The following is a 17011-nucleotide window of genomic DNA, read 5'->3' as shown; positions in this document are numbered from 1 at the left end:
GCCTTGGCGTGCCAGTGGCGCGCATGCGCCGAATGACGTTTCTCGTCGCCGCCTTCTCGACGGCGATCCTGGTCTCTGTCGCCGGGGTCATCGGCTTCGTCGGGCTGATGATCCCGCATCTGTCGCGGCCGCTGGCAGGCCCCTTGCATCTGCGCCTGGTTGCCAGCTGCGCCGTCTTCGGCGCGGTGCTTTTGCTGGCCAGCGATCTTCTGGCCCGAACGCTGCTGCCGCCGCAGGAACTGCCGATCGGCATCATCACCAGCTCGGTCGGTGCGTTCTTCGTCGTCACCATGCTGATCCGCAACCGGCTTTGAGCGCGTTTGGCAACCGGTCGCCGGATCACACGGTCCAGAAATAGCGCACGATGTGGAAGAACACCGGGGCGGCGAAGACCAGGCTGTCGGTGCGGTCCATCATGCCGCCATGGCCTTCGATGAGATGGCCCCAGTCCTTGACGCCCTGGTCGCGCTTGATGGCCGAGGCGACCAGCCCGCCTAGGAATCCCATCGAGCAGGCGACGAAGGCCACGGCTGCCGCCTGCAGCGGCGAGAAGGGCGTCACGAACGACAACAGCGCGCCGAGCAGGCTCGCCGACACCAATCCGCCGATCAGCCCTTCCCAGGTTTTCGACGGCGAGACGTTCGGCGAAAACCGGTGTTTACCAAACAGCTTGCCGAAGATGTACTGCAGCACGTCGCTGCCTTGCACGACGATGATCAGGAAGGCGATCAGCAGCAAGGTGCGGCCTTCGAAGCCTGGCACGTCGAGTGTCAGCAGGGCGGGGACGTGGCTGACGCAATAGACCGAGATCATCACCGCCCATTGCTGCGCGGCGATCCGCTCGAGGAAGCGTTCGGTGTCGCCATGCAGCGCCGTGATGGCCGGCATCAAGAGGAAGCAGTAGACCGGAATGAAGATGACGAAGAGCCCATACCAGGCGGTCCACACCAGCCAGTACTGAAACGGGATGATGATGCCGAACATGCCGAGCAGCACCCAATGGTCGCTGCGGCGCGTATGCGTCAGCGTCACGAATTCGCGCAGCGCGGCGAAGGAAATCAGCGCAAACAGGATGGTCATCCCGTAACGGCCGAAGAAGAAGGCGACCGTCATCAGCGCCACCATCACCCACCAGGCGTTGATGCGCTGCGTGAGATTGACAAGCGTCGAGCTCAGCGGCTTCGGCGCTCGCGCCGAAAGGATGGTGGCGACGATGCTGGCGGTGGTCAAAACCGCCAGCAGGCCGATGATCAGGATGGAGATCTCGTGGCGCATCAATCGTCTCGCTCGGGACGCGGGTTGAGCGCCAGAAGCGCGGCGTGGGCGCGCTCGAGAAAGGCGCGGCGTTCTTCGCCCGGGCCAACCGCGACAGGCGCGCCGAAAACGACGCGGCACAGCAGCGGCACCGGCAGGAACTGGCCCTTGGGCAGCACGCGCGACATGTTCTCGATCCAGCACGGGATCAGCTCGACCTCAGGCCGCGCCGTCGACAGATTGTAGAGCCCGGAGCGGAACGCCAGCAGCGGCTCGTCTGTCATGTTGCGGGTGCCCTCGGGAAACAGGATAAGCGAGTGCCCTTGGTCGAGAACCGACAGCATGATCTCGATGGGGTTTTCCTCAGGTCTCGTCCATTGCCGGTTGATGAGCACGGACGACAACATGTCCTGCGCGATGAAGCGGCGCAGCCGCGACTTCCCCCAATATTCGCCTGCGGCAACAGCATGGGTGATCGCGCGCTCCCTTTCGCTGAGACAGGCCGACAAAAGGATGAAGTCGCCATGGCTGGTGTGATTGGCGAAATAGATGCGCTGCCGCTCGGAGGGCAGGCTGCCGTTCCAGATCGGCCGCACCCCGGTCACCATCCGGGCCAGAGCCGACAGGCCGACGGAGGTTACCGTCTGCAGCAAGGTGAAGGTCTTGAGCGAAAGCTTGTTCATCGCGGCGCCCAAAACCCTGCCGCCAGAAGCGCTGCGGCGAACAGAGCCAGGGCAGCGCGCTGCTTGAACAGCAAGCGGCTTGTGCCGGCCATGCGGTCATCGAGCAAGCGTGTCGCGAACGGAGCCGGTTTCAGGCGCATGCGCGCCAACATGTCATCCACCGCGGCACCGCCGGAAGCTTCGTCGTCATGGCTCGCCATCAGTCGGAACAGCAGCGCGTCGAATGCCAGCAATGCCGACAGCGCCAGCACCGCAACCGCGCTCGCGGCGGCGATCGACAAAGCGATGGCCGCGGGCAAGGTCTCGAAGGCACCGCGCGCCGATGCGGCTAGAGGCGCAAGGACATTTGCGGCCAGCACGATTGCGGCCGGCCACGCGGCCTGTCGCATCAGCATGCCGGCGAAGCGGTCGGTGCGGTCCTGATAGGTATTGCCTGTCATGACGCCGCCCGCCCCGTAGCCTCTGCAAGATGAATCGGCCGGCCGGCGGCCGCGAGCATCTCGCGGGCGAGCGCTGGCGTCCCGGCCCTGCCGGTCGCCACCAGCCATTCGGCGACGACGCCGGCGCTGCGCTGGAAGCCGAGCGCGCAGCACACCAGGACGGTGCCGTCGCGGCGTGCATTCTCCAGCGCGCCGGCTGCCTGTTGCCGTATCGCCAGTGGCGGCGGCAACAGGTCGATCATCGGAAAGCTGATCCAGCGGCAATCGGTTGTCGCCGGCTTTTCGAGTTCGGCGGCGAGGTCGATGACCGTGCCGAAGCTGTTGGCCTCGCTTGCCGTGGGAAAGCGCCCGAGAAAGACACCTTCGGCAATCGCCACCTGGGGGGCAAGATTGCGCGTCCAGGCCCATATGTTTGCCCTGGCGCCGAGGCGATAAGGCAAGAGCAGGACACGGCTTGCAAGCGTCATGGTGCCATCGGCGGATTGCTGGAACACCTTTTCGCCTGCGCCAGCATAGGCGAAGGCGACGATGGCCAGCGCCAGCGCCGGCCAAAGCAGGAAGAGCGCGACAGCGCAAAGGAAGGCACCGAGCGCGGCACCGGCCAGCGCGAGGACGGCGCCCAGCGCGTAGAACCGCGCCAGCCGCCGCGCTTTCGCATCGTTGGTCAGCCGGAAGCCTGCAAACGGCAATGCGCCGCTGCGCGGAAACAGCCACAGCGCAAAGAACCCGAGCAGCGCGCCGGTCGGGATGTCGATGAAGTGATGCTGCCAGGTCGTCAGCACCGAGGCGCCGATGAGGAAGCTCCAGCCATGCCAGAGCGGCAGGAGCAACCCGCCGAGCCGGTGGCGCCAATGATCCCAGATGATCGCCAAAAGGGCGATATGCAGCGAGGGCGCCTGGTTGAACGGCTTGTCGAAACCGCCGAGCACGGCAAACAGGAAGCCCGGCAGGCCGGTCGTCGCCGGTCGCACGAATGTAGCGGTCAGCGGGAACAGGATGAAGCAGATAACGGCGACGATTTGCGCGGTGAGATAGCGTCCGGCCAGACGGTCGACCCCTTGCCTGTCGTTGTTGAGCAGCAGCGACAGGCCGTAGAACAGGTTGATCGACCAATAGGGCACGATGGTCCAGGCGAGGAACGGGATGCCGTGCTCCCACGAGAACACGATACTGCCGACATCGTCGCGCCGCGACGCCAGCCAGTTGGCGAAGCCGTAGCTGAGATAGAAGAACGGCGCCAGGAAGGCCAGCCACAGGGCTGCCCTGACGACCACCCGGCTATAGGGTTCGGCACGCGCCACGGATGCAGGCGATGACACCATGCTGCTCAGCGGCGCCGCGCGAGCGAGACGGTGAAGATGCCCCATTGGTCGATGCGCTGGTCGAGCTTTTCGAAACCGGCGGCTTCGACGAGCTGGTTCATTTCGCCTTGCGTGCGCCGGCGCATCACCCAGGCCTCGCCGCCGCGATGCGAGGTCAGGCTGCGGGCGATCAACTCGAGCTGCGGGTGCCAAGGCTGGTTGGTGTAGAGCAACAGGCTGCCCGGCTGCATGGCGCTGGCCAATCCACCGAGCGAGCGGGCGATCATCGCATTGTCCGAGAATAGCTCGTAGAGGCCGGAAACGATGGCGAGGTCCGGCGCCGGATCGGCGTTGGCGAGCATGTCGGCATCGAAAGCGTCGGCGCGCTGGAACGTGACGTCAGCCGGCAATTGCCGCTCCGTGATCAGCTTGCGGCCAAGCTGCACGTTGAGGTCGGAATAATCCTGCAGACGCACGCTCGCCGGCTGGTCGGGGCTCTTCACGATGGCATCGAGAACATAGCGGCCGTGGCCGGCGGCGATGTCGAGAATATGCACTGGCCGGCCAGTGGTCTTGAGCGTTGCCAGGCAAGAGCCGATCAGTTCTTCGAGATGCAGCTTGCGCTGGCGGATGCCGCGCCAGCCGATAGCTTCCAGGAAGACACGGTCGACGACGCGGCCAAGGGGCGTAAGTCCGCGCGCGTCGTTTTCGTAGACATAATCCAGCGTCGAGCCGGAATCGAAGCCGGTGGCAATGCCGGTCTTCATGCCTTGGGAAACCCAGGCGCCCATGCGGATGGAGGCGCGGCTGAATGCCCAATAGAGACCCTTTGGCGACATCAAAGCGAGCGGTGAAGCAAGCCGGTCGGCCTCGTCGCGTGTGTAGCCGGCAATGTCCGCCTGCTTCAGGTCGACCGGCGCATCCGGTGCCGCGAACTGCCTGGCCAGGAACGGCCGGATCAGGTCGAGGGCCTTTGCCCGGTCGCGTTCGCCCAGCGTGTCGTGGAAGAAGCCCGGTAGCACATGACGTTCCTTGATGCGGCTGCCGAGATTGACGAAGAACTCGTGCTGCGGGCCGTGGCGCACGACCCAATCGCTGCCCGAAAGCAGAAGCTGCGTCGGCGCGGTGATGGCGCGGGCGTCAGTGACGATGCGGGCTGCGTGCTGATAGAGTTCGACCAGGATGTTGGAAGCGATCGGCCGCGTGATCAGTGGATCGCTCTCGAAAGAGGCGATGCGCACTGGATCATGGGTCAGGAATTTCGCCTTGACGTAGGAATTGACGAAGAAGCCGCCCTTGATCTTCTGCCAGAGCGCTATGCCCTCCTTGGCGAAGGGCACGTAGAGTTTTACCGAGAAGGCCGGTGAGGCCAGCACCATGGCGCGCAGCTTCGGCGCATAGTCATGCACCCAGGCGGCGGCCAGAACGGCGCCGAAGGACTGCGCGATCAGCGCGATATCGCGCGTGGCGAAGCCATCCCTTTCAGCGATCTCGCGCATGAAGCAGTCGATGTCGCGCACCAGCGCCGAGAAGGACGGGGCATAGCCGCGCTCGCCGGACGAACGGCCATTGCCGCGGGCATCCCAGGCATAGAAGGCGTGGTCCGGCATCCGCAATTCATCGACGAGATGGGCCATGCGGCCGCCATGCTCGTGGCCGCGATGGAAGAGCACCACCGCGCCTTTGGCATCGGCCGAAGCCGCCGGCCAGAAGCGGTAGAAGATCTCCGTCCCGTCATGGCTGCGGAAGACCCGCTCCTGCGCTTGCCGCGCAAGGCTTTCCGTGACCGCGGCCGCGATGGGTTCGTGCATCATGGTCTTTCCCTCTGGCGGCCCCACTGGCGGCATTGCGAGCCTCGATGCTCAGCTGGCGCTGCCAATAAGCCCGGCGCGTATCCGGTTTATGGCGGTCAGCAGCGAAAGCGTTGCCATGGCCGGAAACACAAATGGCGCGATCGATACCGGCCACAGCCCTGCGGCGCACAGCACGGCGACGACGCCAAGCGCCAGCGCCCTGTCGCTCTTGCCGAACGGCCCGGCATAGTTGCGGCCGATCTTGGCGGCGATGCCGAGCACGCCGGCAAACTCGGTCAGCGCCGCCGATATTGCGAAGGCGACGACGCCCCATGCGCCAAATTCCGGAAAGACGGCAAAAGGCAGAATCAGCGCGAGGTCCGAAACGACATCGCCCAACTCGTTCAGATACATGCCGAGCGTCGAGGCTTGGCCATGCTCGCGCGCCAGCATGCCGTCCACGGCATTCAGCGCCATGCGCACGAACATCACCACGGGGATAAGCAACAGCAGCCAGCGCCATTCATGCCGGATCGCAATGGCCGCGCCGGCGGCTATCGACATCGCGGCCGCCAGGATGGTTATGCTGTTTGCGGTGACCCCGATAGCCGCCAGCCGATTGACCAGCGGCCGCAGTCGACCCTGGAAGGCCGGCTTGAGAGCGTAAAGCGTCGGCATTGCGTTGATCCCCCGATCCTGTTCAGCGGCTGTACATCAATATGCCAGACGCGACCAGCGGAGAGGCGGCGCGGCCATCATGCGTTCGCAAATCGATAACCATGATTTGCCCGGCAAAGCTGTCATGCACATTTGTCGGCTTTGTGTGCACTGCGGCATCTTGAATAGTGAGCACGCTTATTATATATCTCGCTCATGGTTTCCGATGGCATCGACAGATTGGGCTTCTTGATCCACGACGTGCAGCGCCTGATGCGCAAGCGCTTCGAGGCGAGGGCCAGTGGCTTGGGGCTTTCTTCGGCGCAATGGCGGCTTCTGGTCCGCGTTGCCAAGGAAGACGGTGTCGCGCAGGCGCGGCTGGCCGAACTTCTCGAAATCGAGCCGATCAGCGTTTCGCGCCTGGTCGACCGCATGGAGGAGGGAGGCTGGATCGAGCGTCGTTCCGACGCTGCCGATCGCCGCGTCCGCATGATCTTCCTGACGCCCAAGGCAAGCGATGCCTACGCCGTGATCAAGAGCATTGCCGGAGAAGTCTATGAGGAATCGCTGGTCGGCGTGAAACCGGAAGCCCGTCGCGTCCTCGTCGAGGGACTTGAGGCGATGGTCCGCAACCTGACCGACGACGAGACGCCGTCCATTGAAAAAGTGAAGAACACAGAGGGCGCAGCAGCATGAACGCGGTAGCCAAGATAGACGAGAAAGTGACCGAACTGGAAATGGAAGCGCCGGCGCAGCCGGCCGCGGCCCCGGCGACCGTTGCTCCCCCGGTGCAGCCGGCTCCGGCGCCGGTGAAGAAAAAGCGCCGGCTGGGCCGCTTCCTGCTGATGGTCGCGCTGCCTGCGGCATTGGCTGTTGGCGGCGGCTATGTCTGGGTTACCGGCGGCCGCTATCAGGAGACCGAGAACGCCAATCTGCAGCAGGCCAAGGTATCGATCGCTTCCGACACGGCCGGCCGCATCGTCAAGGTCGATATCTTCGATAACCAGCTGGTCAAGCAGGGTGACGAGCTGTTTGCCATCGACCCCGAGCCCTACCGGATCGCGTTGGCTCAGGCCGACGCGGCGGTGGCGGGCGCGCGTCTCAATGTCGAGCAGTTGCGCGCCGCCTATGGCCAGTCGATGGCTCAGCAGAAGTCCGATGCCAGCCAGGTCGCCTTCGCCCAGTCGCAGTTCGACCGCGCCGCCGATCTTGCCCAGAAGGGCATCAACGCCAAATCGTCGCTGGACGAAGCCAAGAACGATCTCGACAAGGCCAAGCAGCAGCTGGCCGTTGCCGAGCAAGGCATCATCAGCGCCAAGGCAGCCCTTGGCGGCAATCCCGACATCGAAACCGACAAACATCCGACCGTGATGGCCGCGCTCGCCGCGCGCGACAAGGCCGCCTACGACCTGGCGCAGACCACGGTCAAGGCGCCGGCTGACGGCATCGTCAGCCAGGCCTCGTCGTTCAAGGTCGGCCAATATGTCGGTTCCGGCACGCCGCTGTTTTCGCTGGTCGAGACCGGCGACACCTGGATCGATGCCAATTTCAAGGAAACGCAGCTCACCCACATGAAGCCCGGTCAGAAGGCCGAGATCGTGGTCGACACCTATCCGGGGCGCACCTTCGAGGCGACGGTCAAGGCGATCGGCGCCGGCACGGGAGCCGAGTTCTCGCTGCTGCCGGCCCAGAATGCCACCGGCAACTGGGTCAAGGTCACACAGCGCATCCCGGTTCGTCTCGAACTGACCGATACGGACGCCAAGATGGCGTTGCGCACCGGCATGAGCGCCACCGTTACCGTCGACACCGGCGTGGCGCGTGGCCTGCCTTCGATCTTCGGTCACGCCACGGCCGGCGAGGCCGCGCAGTAACGTCAACAGAATGCCGCAGGACCAGCGGCAGAGGTGAATAGCAGGATTGGTCTGATGGGAGGAGCTGGAAGGATCAGCGTTTGGGTGCTGCCGCGGTGCGGCCTGGCCGAATCTGAAATCTCCGACGCGGACCCGTCGGTCCTCATGTTTCCGGGCGGCAGGCATCCGCTCATCAGAGACTTTCAGTCGATGTAACCCCCACATCGACAATCGCGTCCCACCGCGACGAGGGTCTCTCAACCGAAGGCGTTGCCGCCCGGAAACCCCTTGTACACGTTTTTGTTACCTGCTGGAAGTTCCACGCCATGAGCACGCCCGAACCCTTCAAAGAAGTGCCGCATCGCGGCCTGATCACGGTCGCGCTCATGTTGGCGACGATCATGCAGGCGCTCGACACGACGATCGCCAACGTCGCGCTGCCGACCATGACCGGCGATCTCGGCGCCTCGCCTGACAACATCAACTGGGTGCTGACCTCCTACATCGTTGCCGCCGCCATCATGACGCCGGTCACCGGCTGGCTGGCCGATCGCTTCGGCCGCAAGGAACTGTTCCTGACGGCGGTGGTCGGCTTCACCGTGTTTTCGATGCTGTGCGGCATCGCCTGGAGCCTGGAGACCATGGTGTTCTTCCGGCTGATGCAAGGCGTGTTCGGCGCCGCGATCGTGCCTCTGTCGCAGACCTTCCTGCTCGACATCAATCCCAGGGAACGCCATGGCCAGGCGATGGCCATCTGGGGCGCCGGCATCATGCTGGGTCCGATTCTGGGCCCGACACTCGGTGGCTGGCTGACCGAGAATTTCAACTGGCGTTGGGTGTTCTTCATCAATCTGCCGGTCGGCATCGTCGCCTTTCTCGGTATGGCCGCTTATTTGCCGGCTATCGCGCGGCGCGTGCGCGGCTTCGATTTCTTCGGCTTCGCCATGATATCGCTCGGCGTCGGCGCGCTTCAGCTGCTGCTCGACCGCGGCGGCGAGGTCGACTGGTTTTCCTCGGTGGAGATCTGGATCGAACTTGGTCTTTCGCTCACCGGCTTCTGGGTGTTCATCATTCACACCATGACGGCCGAGCACCCCTTCATCGATCCCAAGATCTTCCTCGACCGCAATTTCGTGACCGGGCTGGCATTCATCTTCGTCATGGGTGTGCTCATCCTGGCGAGCATGTCGCTGCTGCCGCCGATGCTGTCGACCATCTTCGGCTATCCGACCGTCACCATCGGCATCGTCATGGGGCCACGCGGCGTCGGCACCATGATCTCGATGCTCGTCGTCGGGCGGCTCATGAGCAGGATTGACGCCAGGATCCTCGTCGTCATCGGCTTCCTGCTGACCGCGCAGTCGCTCTACACCATGTCCAGCTTCACCCCGCAGATGGACAATTGGCTGATCATCAGCTCCGGCGTCATCCAGGGCCTGGGCATGGGGATGGTGTTCGTGCCGTTGTCGACCGTCGCCTTCGCCACGCTTGACGTGCGCTTCCGCACCGATGCCACGGCTCTGTTCAGCCTGGTGCGCAATCTTGGCTCGTCGATCGGCGTGTCGGTCGTGACGGTGTTGATGGTGCGCAACACGCAGATCAACCATGCCGAGCTTTCGGCCTTCATCAATCCGTTCAACCCCAATCTGTGGGCTGTTTCGCCGGCGGCCGCAGGCGGCGATCCAACGGCGCTCTCGCAGGTCGATCGCATGGTCAATCTCCAGGCCATGATGATCTCCTACGTCAACGACTTCAAAATACTCATGGTGATGACACTGCTTGCCATCCCGTTTGTTTTCCTGCTGCGCAAGCCGAAGCAGGCACCAGCCGGCGGCGCGCCGGCGGCGCATATGGACTAGCTTTCCATCAAATCGTCTTGGGTGTGGCGCACCGAACCGGCACGTTTTCCTATTTTCCGAGCACGAGGCTCCAGTAACGGAGCTTGCTGTCGCTGCCGTCGCGCACATAGGCAAGGCCGAAGCGTGTGAAGCGCGGGTCGAGCATGTTGCGGCGATGGCCTGGTGAATGCACCCAGATGTCGAACAGCTTCTCGAGGTCGAAACGACCCTCGGCGATGTTCTCCGCCGCGGCACCGGAAATTCGATTGTCCCTGACGCGCGAGGCGAAATCCTTGCCCCAGCCGGTGGTGTGGCTCATGCGGCGGCGCTGCGCCATATAGCCTGCCTGCTGCAGGGCGGCCTGTTCGAGCTGCCGGTCGGGGACCAGCGGCGCGAGCCCGGCCGAGGCGCGGATGCTGGCCAGCGTGCTGGTGGCGGAGGAGGAGACCCCGGCGCCTTCACCGGTTGGCAGTGAAACGGTGCTGCAGGCGGCGAGCCCCGCCAGGGCTGCGAGGCCGGTCAGCACCATGCGCCTGTTCAGCTTCGGGATCGGGTGGGTTTCGATTTTCGCTATGGTCATGCCCCTGAGATAATGGCGATCATGGCTTTTGCCGGGCAGGGCGGCGAAAATCGGAGAGGGGGCGACAGACTGACGCTGGCCGGTACAACGCTGATCGGCGTGGCATGCTGGGCGGAGTTTCACCAGGCGATCGACGGCGCTGCCTATCCCAGGCTGGCCGGATTGCGCCTCGCATCGAAACCGATCCGGCCGTGCGTTATCGCCATTTTTCTCAACGCTACCGCTGGCGCCGCCGCACGTCAGGTTGTCTCTCATTTCACCAGAGTGATCATCCGATCGGCATACATTGTGCGATTTCCAAGCGCCGCCGCGCAGTCGGACTTGACGGACGAGTTCCCGGTCATCTGTATCGTATTGCCGACAAGCCTGAGACAGTCGCCCTGGGCGCTCATATCAGAGTTGCCGGCGTAGGAAATGGGCGCGTCCGGCGCGTAGATGAAACCGCTGAGCACGGAATTTGCGCCACCATTCAATGTCAGGGCAGACGTGTTGCCGTGATCCTGGAAAATGGTGATACCAGCATAAGGGCCGCTGGTGGGCGGGGAAAGGTTCACCTTCTCATTGGCATTTATGTAGATCTGAGCGCTTTCCATGAGGAAAATGGTCACGCCCTGGCCAGTCAGGCTGCCGTTTCCCCCTGGCTTTATGGTGGTGCCGCGCATGATGTAGACGCCCGGATTAAGCGTGATGTTCCCCGATAATGTCTTGTCGCAATAAGTGCCGGGCGACAGCGTGTAGGTTTTGCCGTTCGGGACAGGCAAACACAATGTGTAAGGGGGAGGAACGACGTCGGCCAATGGATCAAAGGACGCGTACCTATGTTCGTGCGGCGTTCCGCAGGCGAGACTGGCGCTGGGTGGCAACAGCCCGCTGGTGCCGCCGACGGTTGAGACACAGCCGGCCGAAACCAGTGCGGAACCACCCCTGTTGACGGAATCCGACGCGTCCGAGTTCGCCGCGATCACGCAATTGTCCATCGAGACGTTGGTTGAGCCCTGCAGGTTCACGGCGGCGGACGCATGCGGATCGAGCGCCAGCACGCAGGCCTGTGCGCCAGGTTTTATCTTGACCGAGGCCGAGCGGTAGGCCTGCCAGGGGGCCGAGGCGCTGATGAAGCTTGGGCGGCTTATGCTGGACGACAGCGAGATAAAGTAGGCGCTTGGACTGCCGCTTGCCGTTGCCGCGAAAGCGGAGACGCTGCCCAAATATTCCTGCTGGTCGGCCGCGCTCATATTGGCGGCGAAGAACTGCAGCCCAAGCTGCTGGACATCGCCAGCCGCCATATCGGGAGAGAACTTCGTGCCGATGGCGAGCCCAGCCGCGTCCAGCGAGTTCTGGAGTTGCGAGGCGTCATGGCTCGTGCCGATCAGATCGACGGCGCCGGCCAAACCAATCATTAGTGGCAGCATAGCGACGGCGGTCGTTATGGCAAAGTTGCCGCGCTCCGAAGACCAGAAGGCTTTCAATGCGAACATAGTCCCTCACCGAAACTCGTAAAGCTCAGGTGATACGCCAGGGATCCCTACGAGTAATTTAAGTAAATGCTAAAATGCGTAAATGCTAAAATGCAGCACAATGATTGGCCAAAACGAAGGTCTGCCAAGGTACGCCATATGAGAGGCCATACGGAGAGTTGAACACAACGAGGAGTTGCTCCCCAGGCCATTGACCCGGCGACAATCGCCGCCAACTCTGCTATCATGCTTCTCGATCTTGAAATGGCAGCGCTGGCGGCCATCCAGGCGGTGACCGCCCCGACACACGGGAGGAAGGTTATGGCCGGCTTTCATGTCATGGCGGACGCACGTGGAATGCATGTGCAGCCGGCGGTGCGCCGCATCACCACGTCGGACCTTTGGGATGCGTTGCGTCTCGGGTTCGAGGATTTCTGGGCAAAACCATCGCACTACGTGTTCCTGTGCCTGATCTATCCCATCGTCGGCCTGATCCTGACGCAGTGGACGTCCGGCGCCAATGCCATCCAGCTCATCTATCCCCTGATGTCGGGTTTCGCGCTGGTCGGGCCGTTTGCGGCGCTCGGCCTTTACGAGATCAGCCGCCGGCGCGAGCTCGGCATGAACACCTCCTGGCGGCACGCGTTTGATGTCCGGCGCTCGTCCGCGATCCCGTCGATCGCCGTCATTGGCGTCATGCTGGTGGCGCTGTTCCTGTTGTGGCTCTACACCGCGCAATCGATCTACACTGGCCTGTTCGGAGACCAGCCGCCGGCCTCGATCGGCGGCTTCATCCGCGACGTGCTGACCACCAGTAAGGGCTGGACGCTGATCCTTGCCGGTAATGCCGCGGGCTTAGTCTTTGCCGTAATCGTGCTGGCCACCACTGTGGTTGCCTTCCCGCTGCTGCTCGACCGCGACGTCGGCGCCGTCTCAGCCATCGAGACCTCGGCCCGGGCGGTGATGGCCAACCCGCTGCAAATGGCGCTGTGGGGCTTGCTGGTCGCCGTGCTTCTGGTGATCGGTTCGATCCCGCTGTTTGCCGGGCTCGCCGTCGTCATGCCGGTGCTCGGCCATGCCACCTGGCATCTCTACCGCAAGGTGGTCGAGCCGGAGCGGGCACAGCAGATAAGGCGACCGATGTAGGCTAGCTCTCAGCGCTGCGCGTCGGTCGCCATCTTCAGCGCGAGAGCCGCCAGCACGGTTCCCATCATCCAGCGCTGGATGACCAGCCACAAGGGCCGTCCGGCGAGGAAGGTGGCGATTGAACCGGCCGTCACCGCGATGACGGCATTGACGCTGAGGCTGATCGAGATCTGTGTCGCGCCGAGCACCAGGAGCTGCGACAGGACGTGACCCTTGCCAGGGCTGATGAACTGCGGCAACAGCGACAGATAGAGCACGGCCACCTTCGGATTGAGCAGATTGGTCATCAGGCCCATGGCGAAAAGCTTGCGCGGCCGGTCCCTCGGCAATTCGCGCACTTCGAATGGCGAGCGTCCGCCCGGCTTCACCGCCTGCCAGGCCAGCCACAGGAGATAGAGCACGCCGGCAAAGCGCAGCGCATCATAGGCGTAGGGCACTGCGAGCAGCAGCGCGGTGATGCCGAATGCCGCCGCCAGTACATAGAAGACAAAGCCGAGCGCCACGCCGCCAAGCGAGATGAGCCCCGCCTTCGGCCCCTGCGACAGGGAACGCGAGATCAAATAGATCATGTTGGGGCCAGGCGTCAGCACCATGCCGAGGCAGACCAGCGCGAAGGCGAGATGATTGGCTGTTTCGGGCATCTGTTCTTCCCCAGCGCGCCGCGAATGGACGCGCGATCCGGCAGGCGGCCAAGATGTGCCTGTCCCGGGAGGCGCGCGCAAGTGCATGGCGGCGCCAGCCGTTGTTCCAGCCAGCCCCCGAAGCCTGAGGATCAGCCGACGATGCGCAGGTTCGACAATTCGTTGCCGATTTCCTTGAAATCGTTCGACAAGCTGGCGCCGGTGGCATTCCAGAACAGTTTTGCCGGCTTGCTCGCGTCCGTTGGATCCTTGCGGAAGCGCGAGTTCGACGAGCAGGATCTCAGCGCCTCGATCGCCTGCTGATCGGCGGTTTTGGTCGTCGACAGGTCGAGCGCCACCGTCATCACCATGATATTGGCTGCCTTGGCGTTGTTGCAAAGCGTCGCCATCTGCTCGTTGAGCGCGTTGGTGTAGTTGCCGTTCGAATAGTCGAACTGGCCAATGGCGCTCGATGTGCCCATGAACAGGCGGCCCACCGAAGTGCCGTTGTAGCCTGGGTTGAGATAGCCGAAGGACGCATAGGTCGATTTCGAATCGGCGGGGTCGGAATGGCTGAGCGAGGACGGCGTGTAGTAGGTATTGGCGCCGTCGGTCAGCACGATGACGACCTTGTCGTTGCCTCTCTCGGTTTCCGGGCGGCCTTGCGTGAACGGCTCGCCGCTCGAAACCACCCGCCAACCCCAGGCCATGCCTTCGGGAACATTGGTGCCGCCATCGGGCTTCATCAGGTCGATCGCGGCCTTGATCGCGGTAAGCCCAGTGGTAACGCTGACATCGGTCAGCGGCGTGATCGGGTTGGTGGAGCAGCTGTAGTTCGGCCCGTTGCCGGCGGCCAGCGCCGGCGCATTGATCGGCCTCGGTTGGAAATATTTGGACATGTTGCGCAGCCGGGATTGGCCGGTGCTGCTCGTCGGGTCGTCATTCCACCAGCTGTTGATGGCGCCATAGGTCGTCGGCGCGGCCTCGTCGGGATCCTGGGTGAGCCTCCAATGGTTGCCGGGTTCGTCCGGGGCGAACATCGGCACAAACATCGTCGCCGGATCGCCGACCCCTATGCCGGTGTTCGCCGAGCCGCCGGAAGGCGCCGCGTCGTTGACATTGTAGGGATAAGGCCTGGCCTCGACGCAGCCCTGCCAACTGGCGAACGGGCCATAGGTGTCGATGTAGTCGTATTCGTCGTGGTCGCGTTTGCAGGTGTTGTTCGGGTTGTATTCGTCGCACACCACGCGCTTGCTGTTGACGACACGCTCATGGTTGGTGACGACCTTCATGTCGCGATAGAGCGAAAACCGGGTCAGCATCTGGCCTTCGTCGGTTCCCCATCCGGTGCCGCGCTTGTACCAGATGCCGTTGGTCTGCTGGGCGTATTTGTCGGCTGCGTTCAGCGTCGACCAGTCGAAATTCTCGTTCGATACCGGCGACAGGCCTTCGGTATCCATCCAGGGCGCATTGCCGTTGCCGGGCCCGACATTGACCGAGGCGGCAAACGGCACGAGGCCGAACTGCACCGGCCTGTCGACCTGCTTGATCATTGCCGCCTGCTGGGCCAGCGTGTCGACCAGCTGTTTTGCCGCGGTCTTGAGAAGGTCGATGCGCGTTTGCCCCGAGCCCGTTCCGGTCTTGGTCATCGACCCGGAATTGTCGAGTACCAGGGCGACTTCAAGAGTGTTCTTCAGCCGCACTTCCGAGGTGATGTTGAAGCTGATCCTCTGGTTGGCGTCGGTTTCGGATTTGCCGACGAGCTGGCCGAAGACCGGATAGAAATAGGGCTTATAGTCAAGCCGCGCGGTCATCTTGAGCAAGCCGCCGCCGGTGGTGTTGCTTGGCAAGGTGACGGTGAGCGTCGTATTGGCGGGGTTGATCTTGTTGAGGTTGGCATTGAAGAAGTCGAGCGCATAGGCCCGCAACTGGTCGTCGGTGGCACCCTCCGTCAGCCGGCGCGCCGTGGCGAAGTTTGCGGCATCGAGCGCGTTCGAAACCGCCTGTTTTTCGCGGCTCATCTCGGTGAAGTCGACGGCCATTGCCAGGGCGCCCATCAGCGGAACCATCGCGACGACCGTCATGAGAGCATAGTTGCCGCGTTGGTCGCGGCAGAACTGACGCCAAAGTCCATGCATGTCTTGGAGCGGCCCCCGCCGGCGGATTCTCGATCGACGCCAGCTTTCCACAAAACGCTGAAGGCCGGGTTTGGCAAATCGCTCTATTGCCGGGGCAGCGCTTCACCAACCGCTAACCAATCGTGCCTGGCGAAAGCTGGTGACAGGCCGGAATGGTTCGGCTAATCCGAACCGGCTGCGGCGAACCGTCTGTCGTGGCGGTCGCAACGATCATGACTGAAGGAAACGGCATGGCGGATTCGCCTGAAATCATCGGCTCGCTCGAAGACGTGTCGAAGGCCTATTCGGCAATCCTGTGCGACGTCTGGGGGGTGGTCCATAATGGCGAAACGCATTTCCCTGTGGCAGCCTCCGCATTGGCAAGGGCTCGAGAGGCGAAAATCCCCGTCGTCCTGATCACCAATTCGCCGCGCAGAAGTGCCGATGTAGTGGCGCAGATGAACGCGATCGGTGTTCCACCGTCAGCCTACGACCGGGTGGTTACCTCAGGCGACGTGACCCGGGATCTGATCGCCGAAGGGCCGCGCAAGATTTTCCATATCGGCGCCGACCGCGACTTCACCCTCTATGAAGGTCTCGACGTCGAGCTTGTCGAGGAGTTCGAGGCGTCCGGCGTCGTCTGTACCGGCCTGTTCGACGACGAGGTCGAGAAGCCCGAGGATTACGCGGAGCTCCTGCGGCGGCTGCGCGCCAGGAACCTGCCTTTCATCTGCGCAAATCCCGACATCGTGGTCGAACGTGGCGAACGCATCATCTGGTGTGCCGGCGCGCTGGCGCGTGACTATGCCCAGCTCGGCGGCCGCACATTGATCGCTGGAAAACCTTACGCGCCGATCTACAATCTCGCGATGAAGGAGGTTGCCGAGATTCTTGGCCAGCCGGTCGAGCGCGGCCAGGTGCTGGCCATCGGCGACGGCATGATGACCGATGTGAAGGGCGCCGCCGACAATGGCTTCGATGTTCTTTATGTCTCCGGCGGTATCCATGCCCGCGACTATGGCGATGCCCTGCAACCGGATCCGGCAAGATTGGCGGCCTTCCTGGAAAAGCATGGCTATGGTCCGGTGGCCGTCATTCCCAGACTTCGGTAGGTGACGATGGCAGCCTTCCAGCGCATCCTGGCAACCGCGCCGCTTCCCGCCGACCTGCGCGGCGGCGTCGTGGCGATCGGCAATTTCGATGGCGTCCATCGCGGCCATCAGGCGGTGCTCGAGCGAGCCTCGGCGGAGGCAGGACGGCGCGGCGTGCCGGCCC

17 protein-coding genes are annotated in these 17011 nt (G+C 63.4%); 7 read left to right on the top strand and 10 right to left on the bottom strand.

Annotation, left to right across the window (positions count from 1 at the left end; genetic code table 11):
* Positions 1–314, top strand: a 314-nt coding sequence (locus EN925_RS03055; protein WP_164894117.1) for an iron chelate uptake ABC transporter family permease subunit, incomplete at its 5' end; no start/stop codon positions are given.
* A 25-nt stretch (positions 315–339) separates the two neighbouring features.
* Here EN925_RS03055 and EN925_RS03050 read toward each other — a convergent pair.
* From EN925_RS03050 to EN925_RS03025, 6 genes are read right to left on the bottom strand one after another with little or no spacing between them, the layout of a single operon-like run.
* Positions 340–1275: a phosphatidate cytidylyltransferase gene (locus tag EN925_RS03050; protein ID WP_027163212.1), complete on the bottom strand. Its 936-nt coding sequence runs from the start codon at positions 1273–1275 to the stop codon at positions 340–342.
* A complete protein-coding gene (locus EN925_RS03045; RefSeq protein WP_013532377.1) occupies positions 1275–1937 on the bottom strand; it encodes a lysophospholipid acyltransferase family protein in 663 nt (220 codons plus the stop codon). The genes EN925_RS03050 and EN925_RS03045 overlap by 1 nt, the downstream gene beginning before the upstream one ends.
* Positions 1934–2377 carry a hypothetical protein gene (locus EN925_RS03040; RefSeq protein ID WP_013532376.1) on the bottom strand — a complete coding sequence of 148 codons (444 nt, stop codon included), beginning with the start codon at positions 2375–2377 and terminating at the stop codon, positions 1934–1936. The genes EN925_RS03045 and EN925_RS03040 overlap by 4 nt, the downstream gene beginning before the upstream one ends.
* Positions 2374–3699: a phosphatase PAP2/dual specificity phosphatase family protein gene (locus EN925_RS03035; RefSeq protein ID WP_128336332.1), complete on the bottom strand. Its 1326-nt coding sequence runs from the start codon at positions 3697–3699 to the stop codon at positions 2374–2376. The genes EN925_RS03040 and EN925_RS03035 overlap by 4 nt, the downstream gene beginning before the upstream one ends.
* Before the next feature lie 5 nt (positions 3700–3704).
* Positions 3705–5492 carry a bifunctional alpha/beta hydrolase/class I SAM-dependent methyltransferase gene (locus tag EN925_RS03030; RefSeq protein ID WP_206519301.1) on the bottom strand — a complete coding sequence of 596 codons (1788 nt, stop codon included), beginning with the start codon at positions 5490–5492 and terminating at the stop codon, positions 3705–3707.
* A 48-nt stretch (positions 5493–5540) separates the two neighbouring features.
* Positions 5541–6149, bottom strand: a complete 609-nt coding sequence (locus tag EN925_RS03025; RefSeq protein ID WP_127388335.1) for a CDP-alcohol phosphatidyltransferase family protein — start codon at positions 6147–6149, stop codon at positions 5541–5543.
* 195 nt (positions 6150–6344) lie between these two features.
* Here EN925_RS03025 and EN925_RS03020 point away from each other — a divergent pair, with 195 nt between their 5' ends.
* From EN925_RS03020 to EN925_RS03010, 3 genes are all read left to right on the top strand, one after another.
* A complete protein-coding gene (locus EN925_RS03020) occupies positions 6345–6824 on the top strand; it encodes a MarR family transcriptional regulator (protein ID WP_013532372.1) in 480 nt (159 codons plus the stop codon).
* On the top strand, positions 6821–8002 hold the full coding sequence (locus tag EN925_RS03015; protein WP_127385626.1) for an HlyD family secretion protein: 1182 nt from the start codon (positions 6821–6823) through the stop codon (positions 8000–8002). Before EN925_RS03020 ends, EN925_RS03015 begins: the two co-directional genes overlap by 4 nt.
* A gap of 305 nt (positions 8003–8307) precedes the next feature.
* Positions 8308–9840, top strand: a complete 1533-nt coding sequence (locus EN925_RS03010) for a DHA2 family efflux MFS transporter permease subunit (protein ID WP_013532370.1) — start codon at positions 8308–8310, stop codon at positions 9838–9840.
* Positions 9841–9889: 49 nt separating this feature from the next.
* Here EN925_RS03010 and EN925_RS03005 read toward each other — a convergent pair whose 3' ends face one another.
* Together EN925_RS03005 and EN925_RS03000 are read right to left on the bottom strand one after the other, a co-directional pair.
* The gene (locus tag EN925_RS03005) at positions 9890–10399 is read right to left on the bottom strand and encodes a CAP domain-containing protein (RefSeq protein ID WP_032899511.1); all 510 of its coding nucleotides are present in this window, start codon (positions 10397–10399) and stop codon (positions 9890–9892) included.
* Between the two features lie 251 nt (positions 10400–10650).
* Complete coding sequence (locus EN925_RS03000) at positions 10651–11874, bottom strand: TadE/TadG family type IV pilus assembly protein (protein WP_127369317.1); 1224 nt, start codon at positions 11872–11874, stop codon at positions 10651–10653.
* A gap of 300 nt (positions 11875–12174) precedes the next feature.
* Between EN925_RS03000 and EN925_RS02995 the strand changes: the two genes are divergently transcribed.
* On the top strand, positions 12175–12999 hold the full coding sequence (locus EN925_RS02995; RefSeq protein ID WP_127369318.1) for a DUF2189 domain-containing protein: 825 nt from the start codon (positions 12175–12177) through the stop codon (positions 12997–12999).
* Positions 13000–13007: 8 nt separating this feature from the next.
* Here EN925_RS02995 and EN925_RS02990 read toward each other — a convergent pair whose 3' ends face one another.
* On the bottom strand, positions 13008–13640 hold the full coding sequence (locus EN925_RS02990) for a LysE family translocator (protein WP_024504845.1): 633 nt from the start codon (positions 13638–13640) through the stop codon (positions 13008–13010).
* Between the two features lie 131 nt (positions 13641–13771).
* Positions 13772–15757 carry a TadE/TadG family type IV pilus assembly protein gene (locus EN925_RS02985; protein ID WP_206526345.1) on the bottom strand — a complete coding sequence of 662 codons (1986 nt, stop codon included), beginning with the start codon at positions 15755–15757 and terminating at the stop codon, positions 13772–13774.
* A 230-nt stretch (positions 15758–15987) separates the two neighbouring features.
* Here EN925_RS02985 and EN925_RS02980 point away from each other — a divergent pair, with 230 nt between their 5' ends.
* Complete coding sequence (locus EN925_RS02980) at positions 15988–16848, top strand: TIGR01459 family HAD-type hydrolase (protein WP_063170199.1); 861 nt, start codon at positions 15988–15990, stop codon at positions 16846–16848.
* Positions 16849–16854: 6 nt separating this feature from the next.
* Positions 16855–17011: adenylyltransferase/cytidyltransferase family protein (locus tag EN925_RS02975; protein ID WP_164894116.1), on the top strand; the 157-nt coding region annotated here is incomplete at its 3' end.

Origin of the sequence: Mesorhizobium sp. M7A.F.Ca.US.006.04.2.1, from assembly GCF_004022915.1 — a bacterium.
Lineage (GTDB): Bacteria > Pseudomonadota > Alphaproteobacteria > Rhizobiales > Rhizobiaceae > Mesorhizobium > Mesorhizobium ciceri.
The sequence above is the reverse complement of the archived record's forward strand: the minus strand, read 5'-3'. Positions and strand labels throughout refer to the sequence as shown.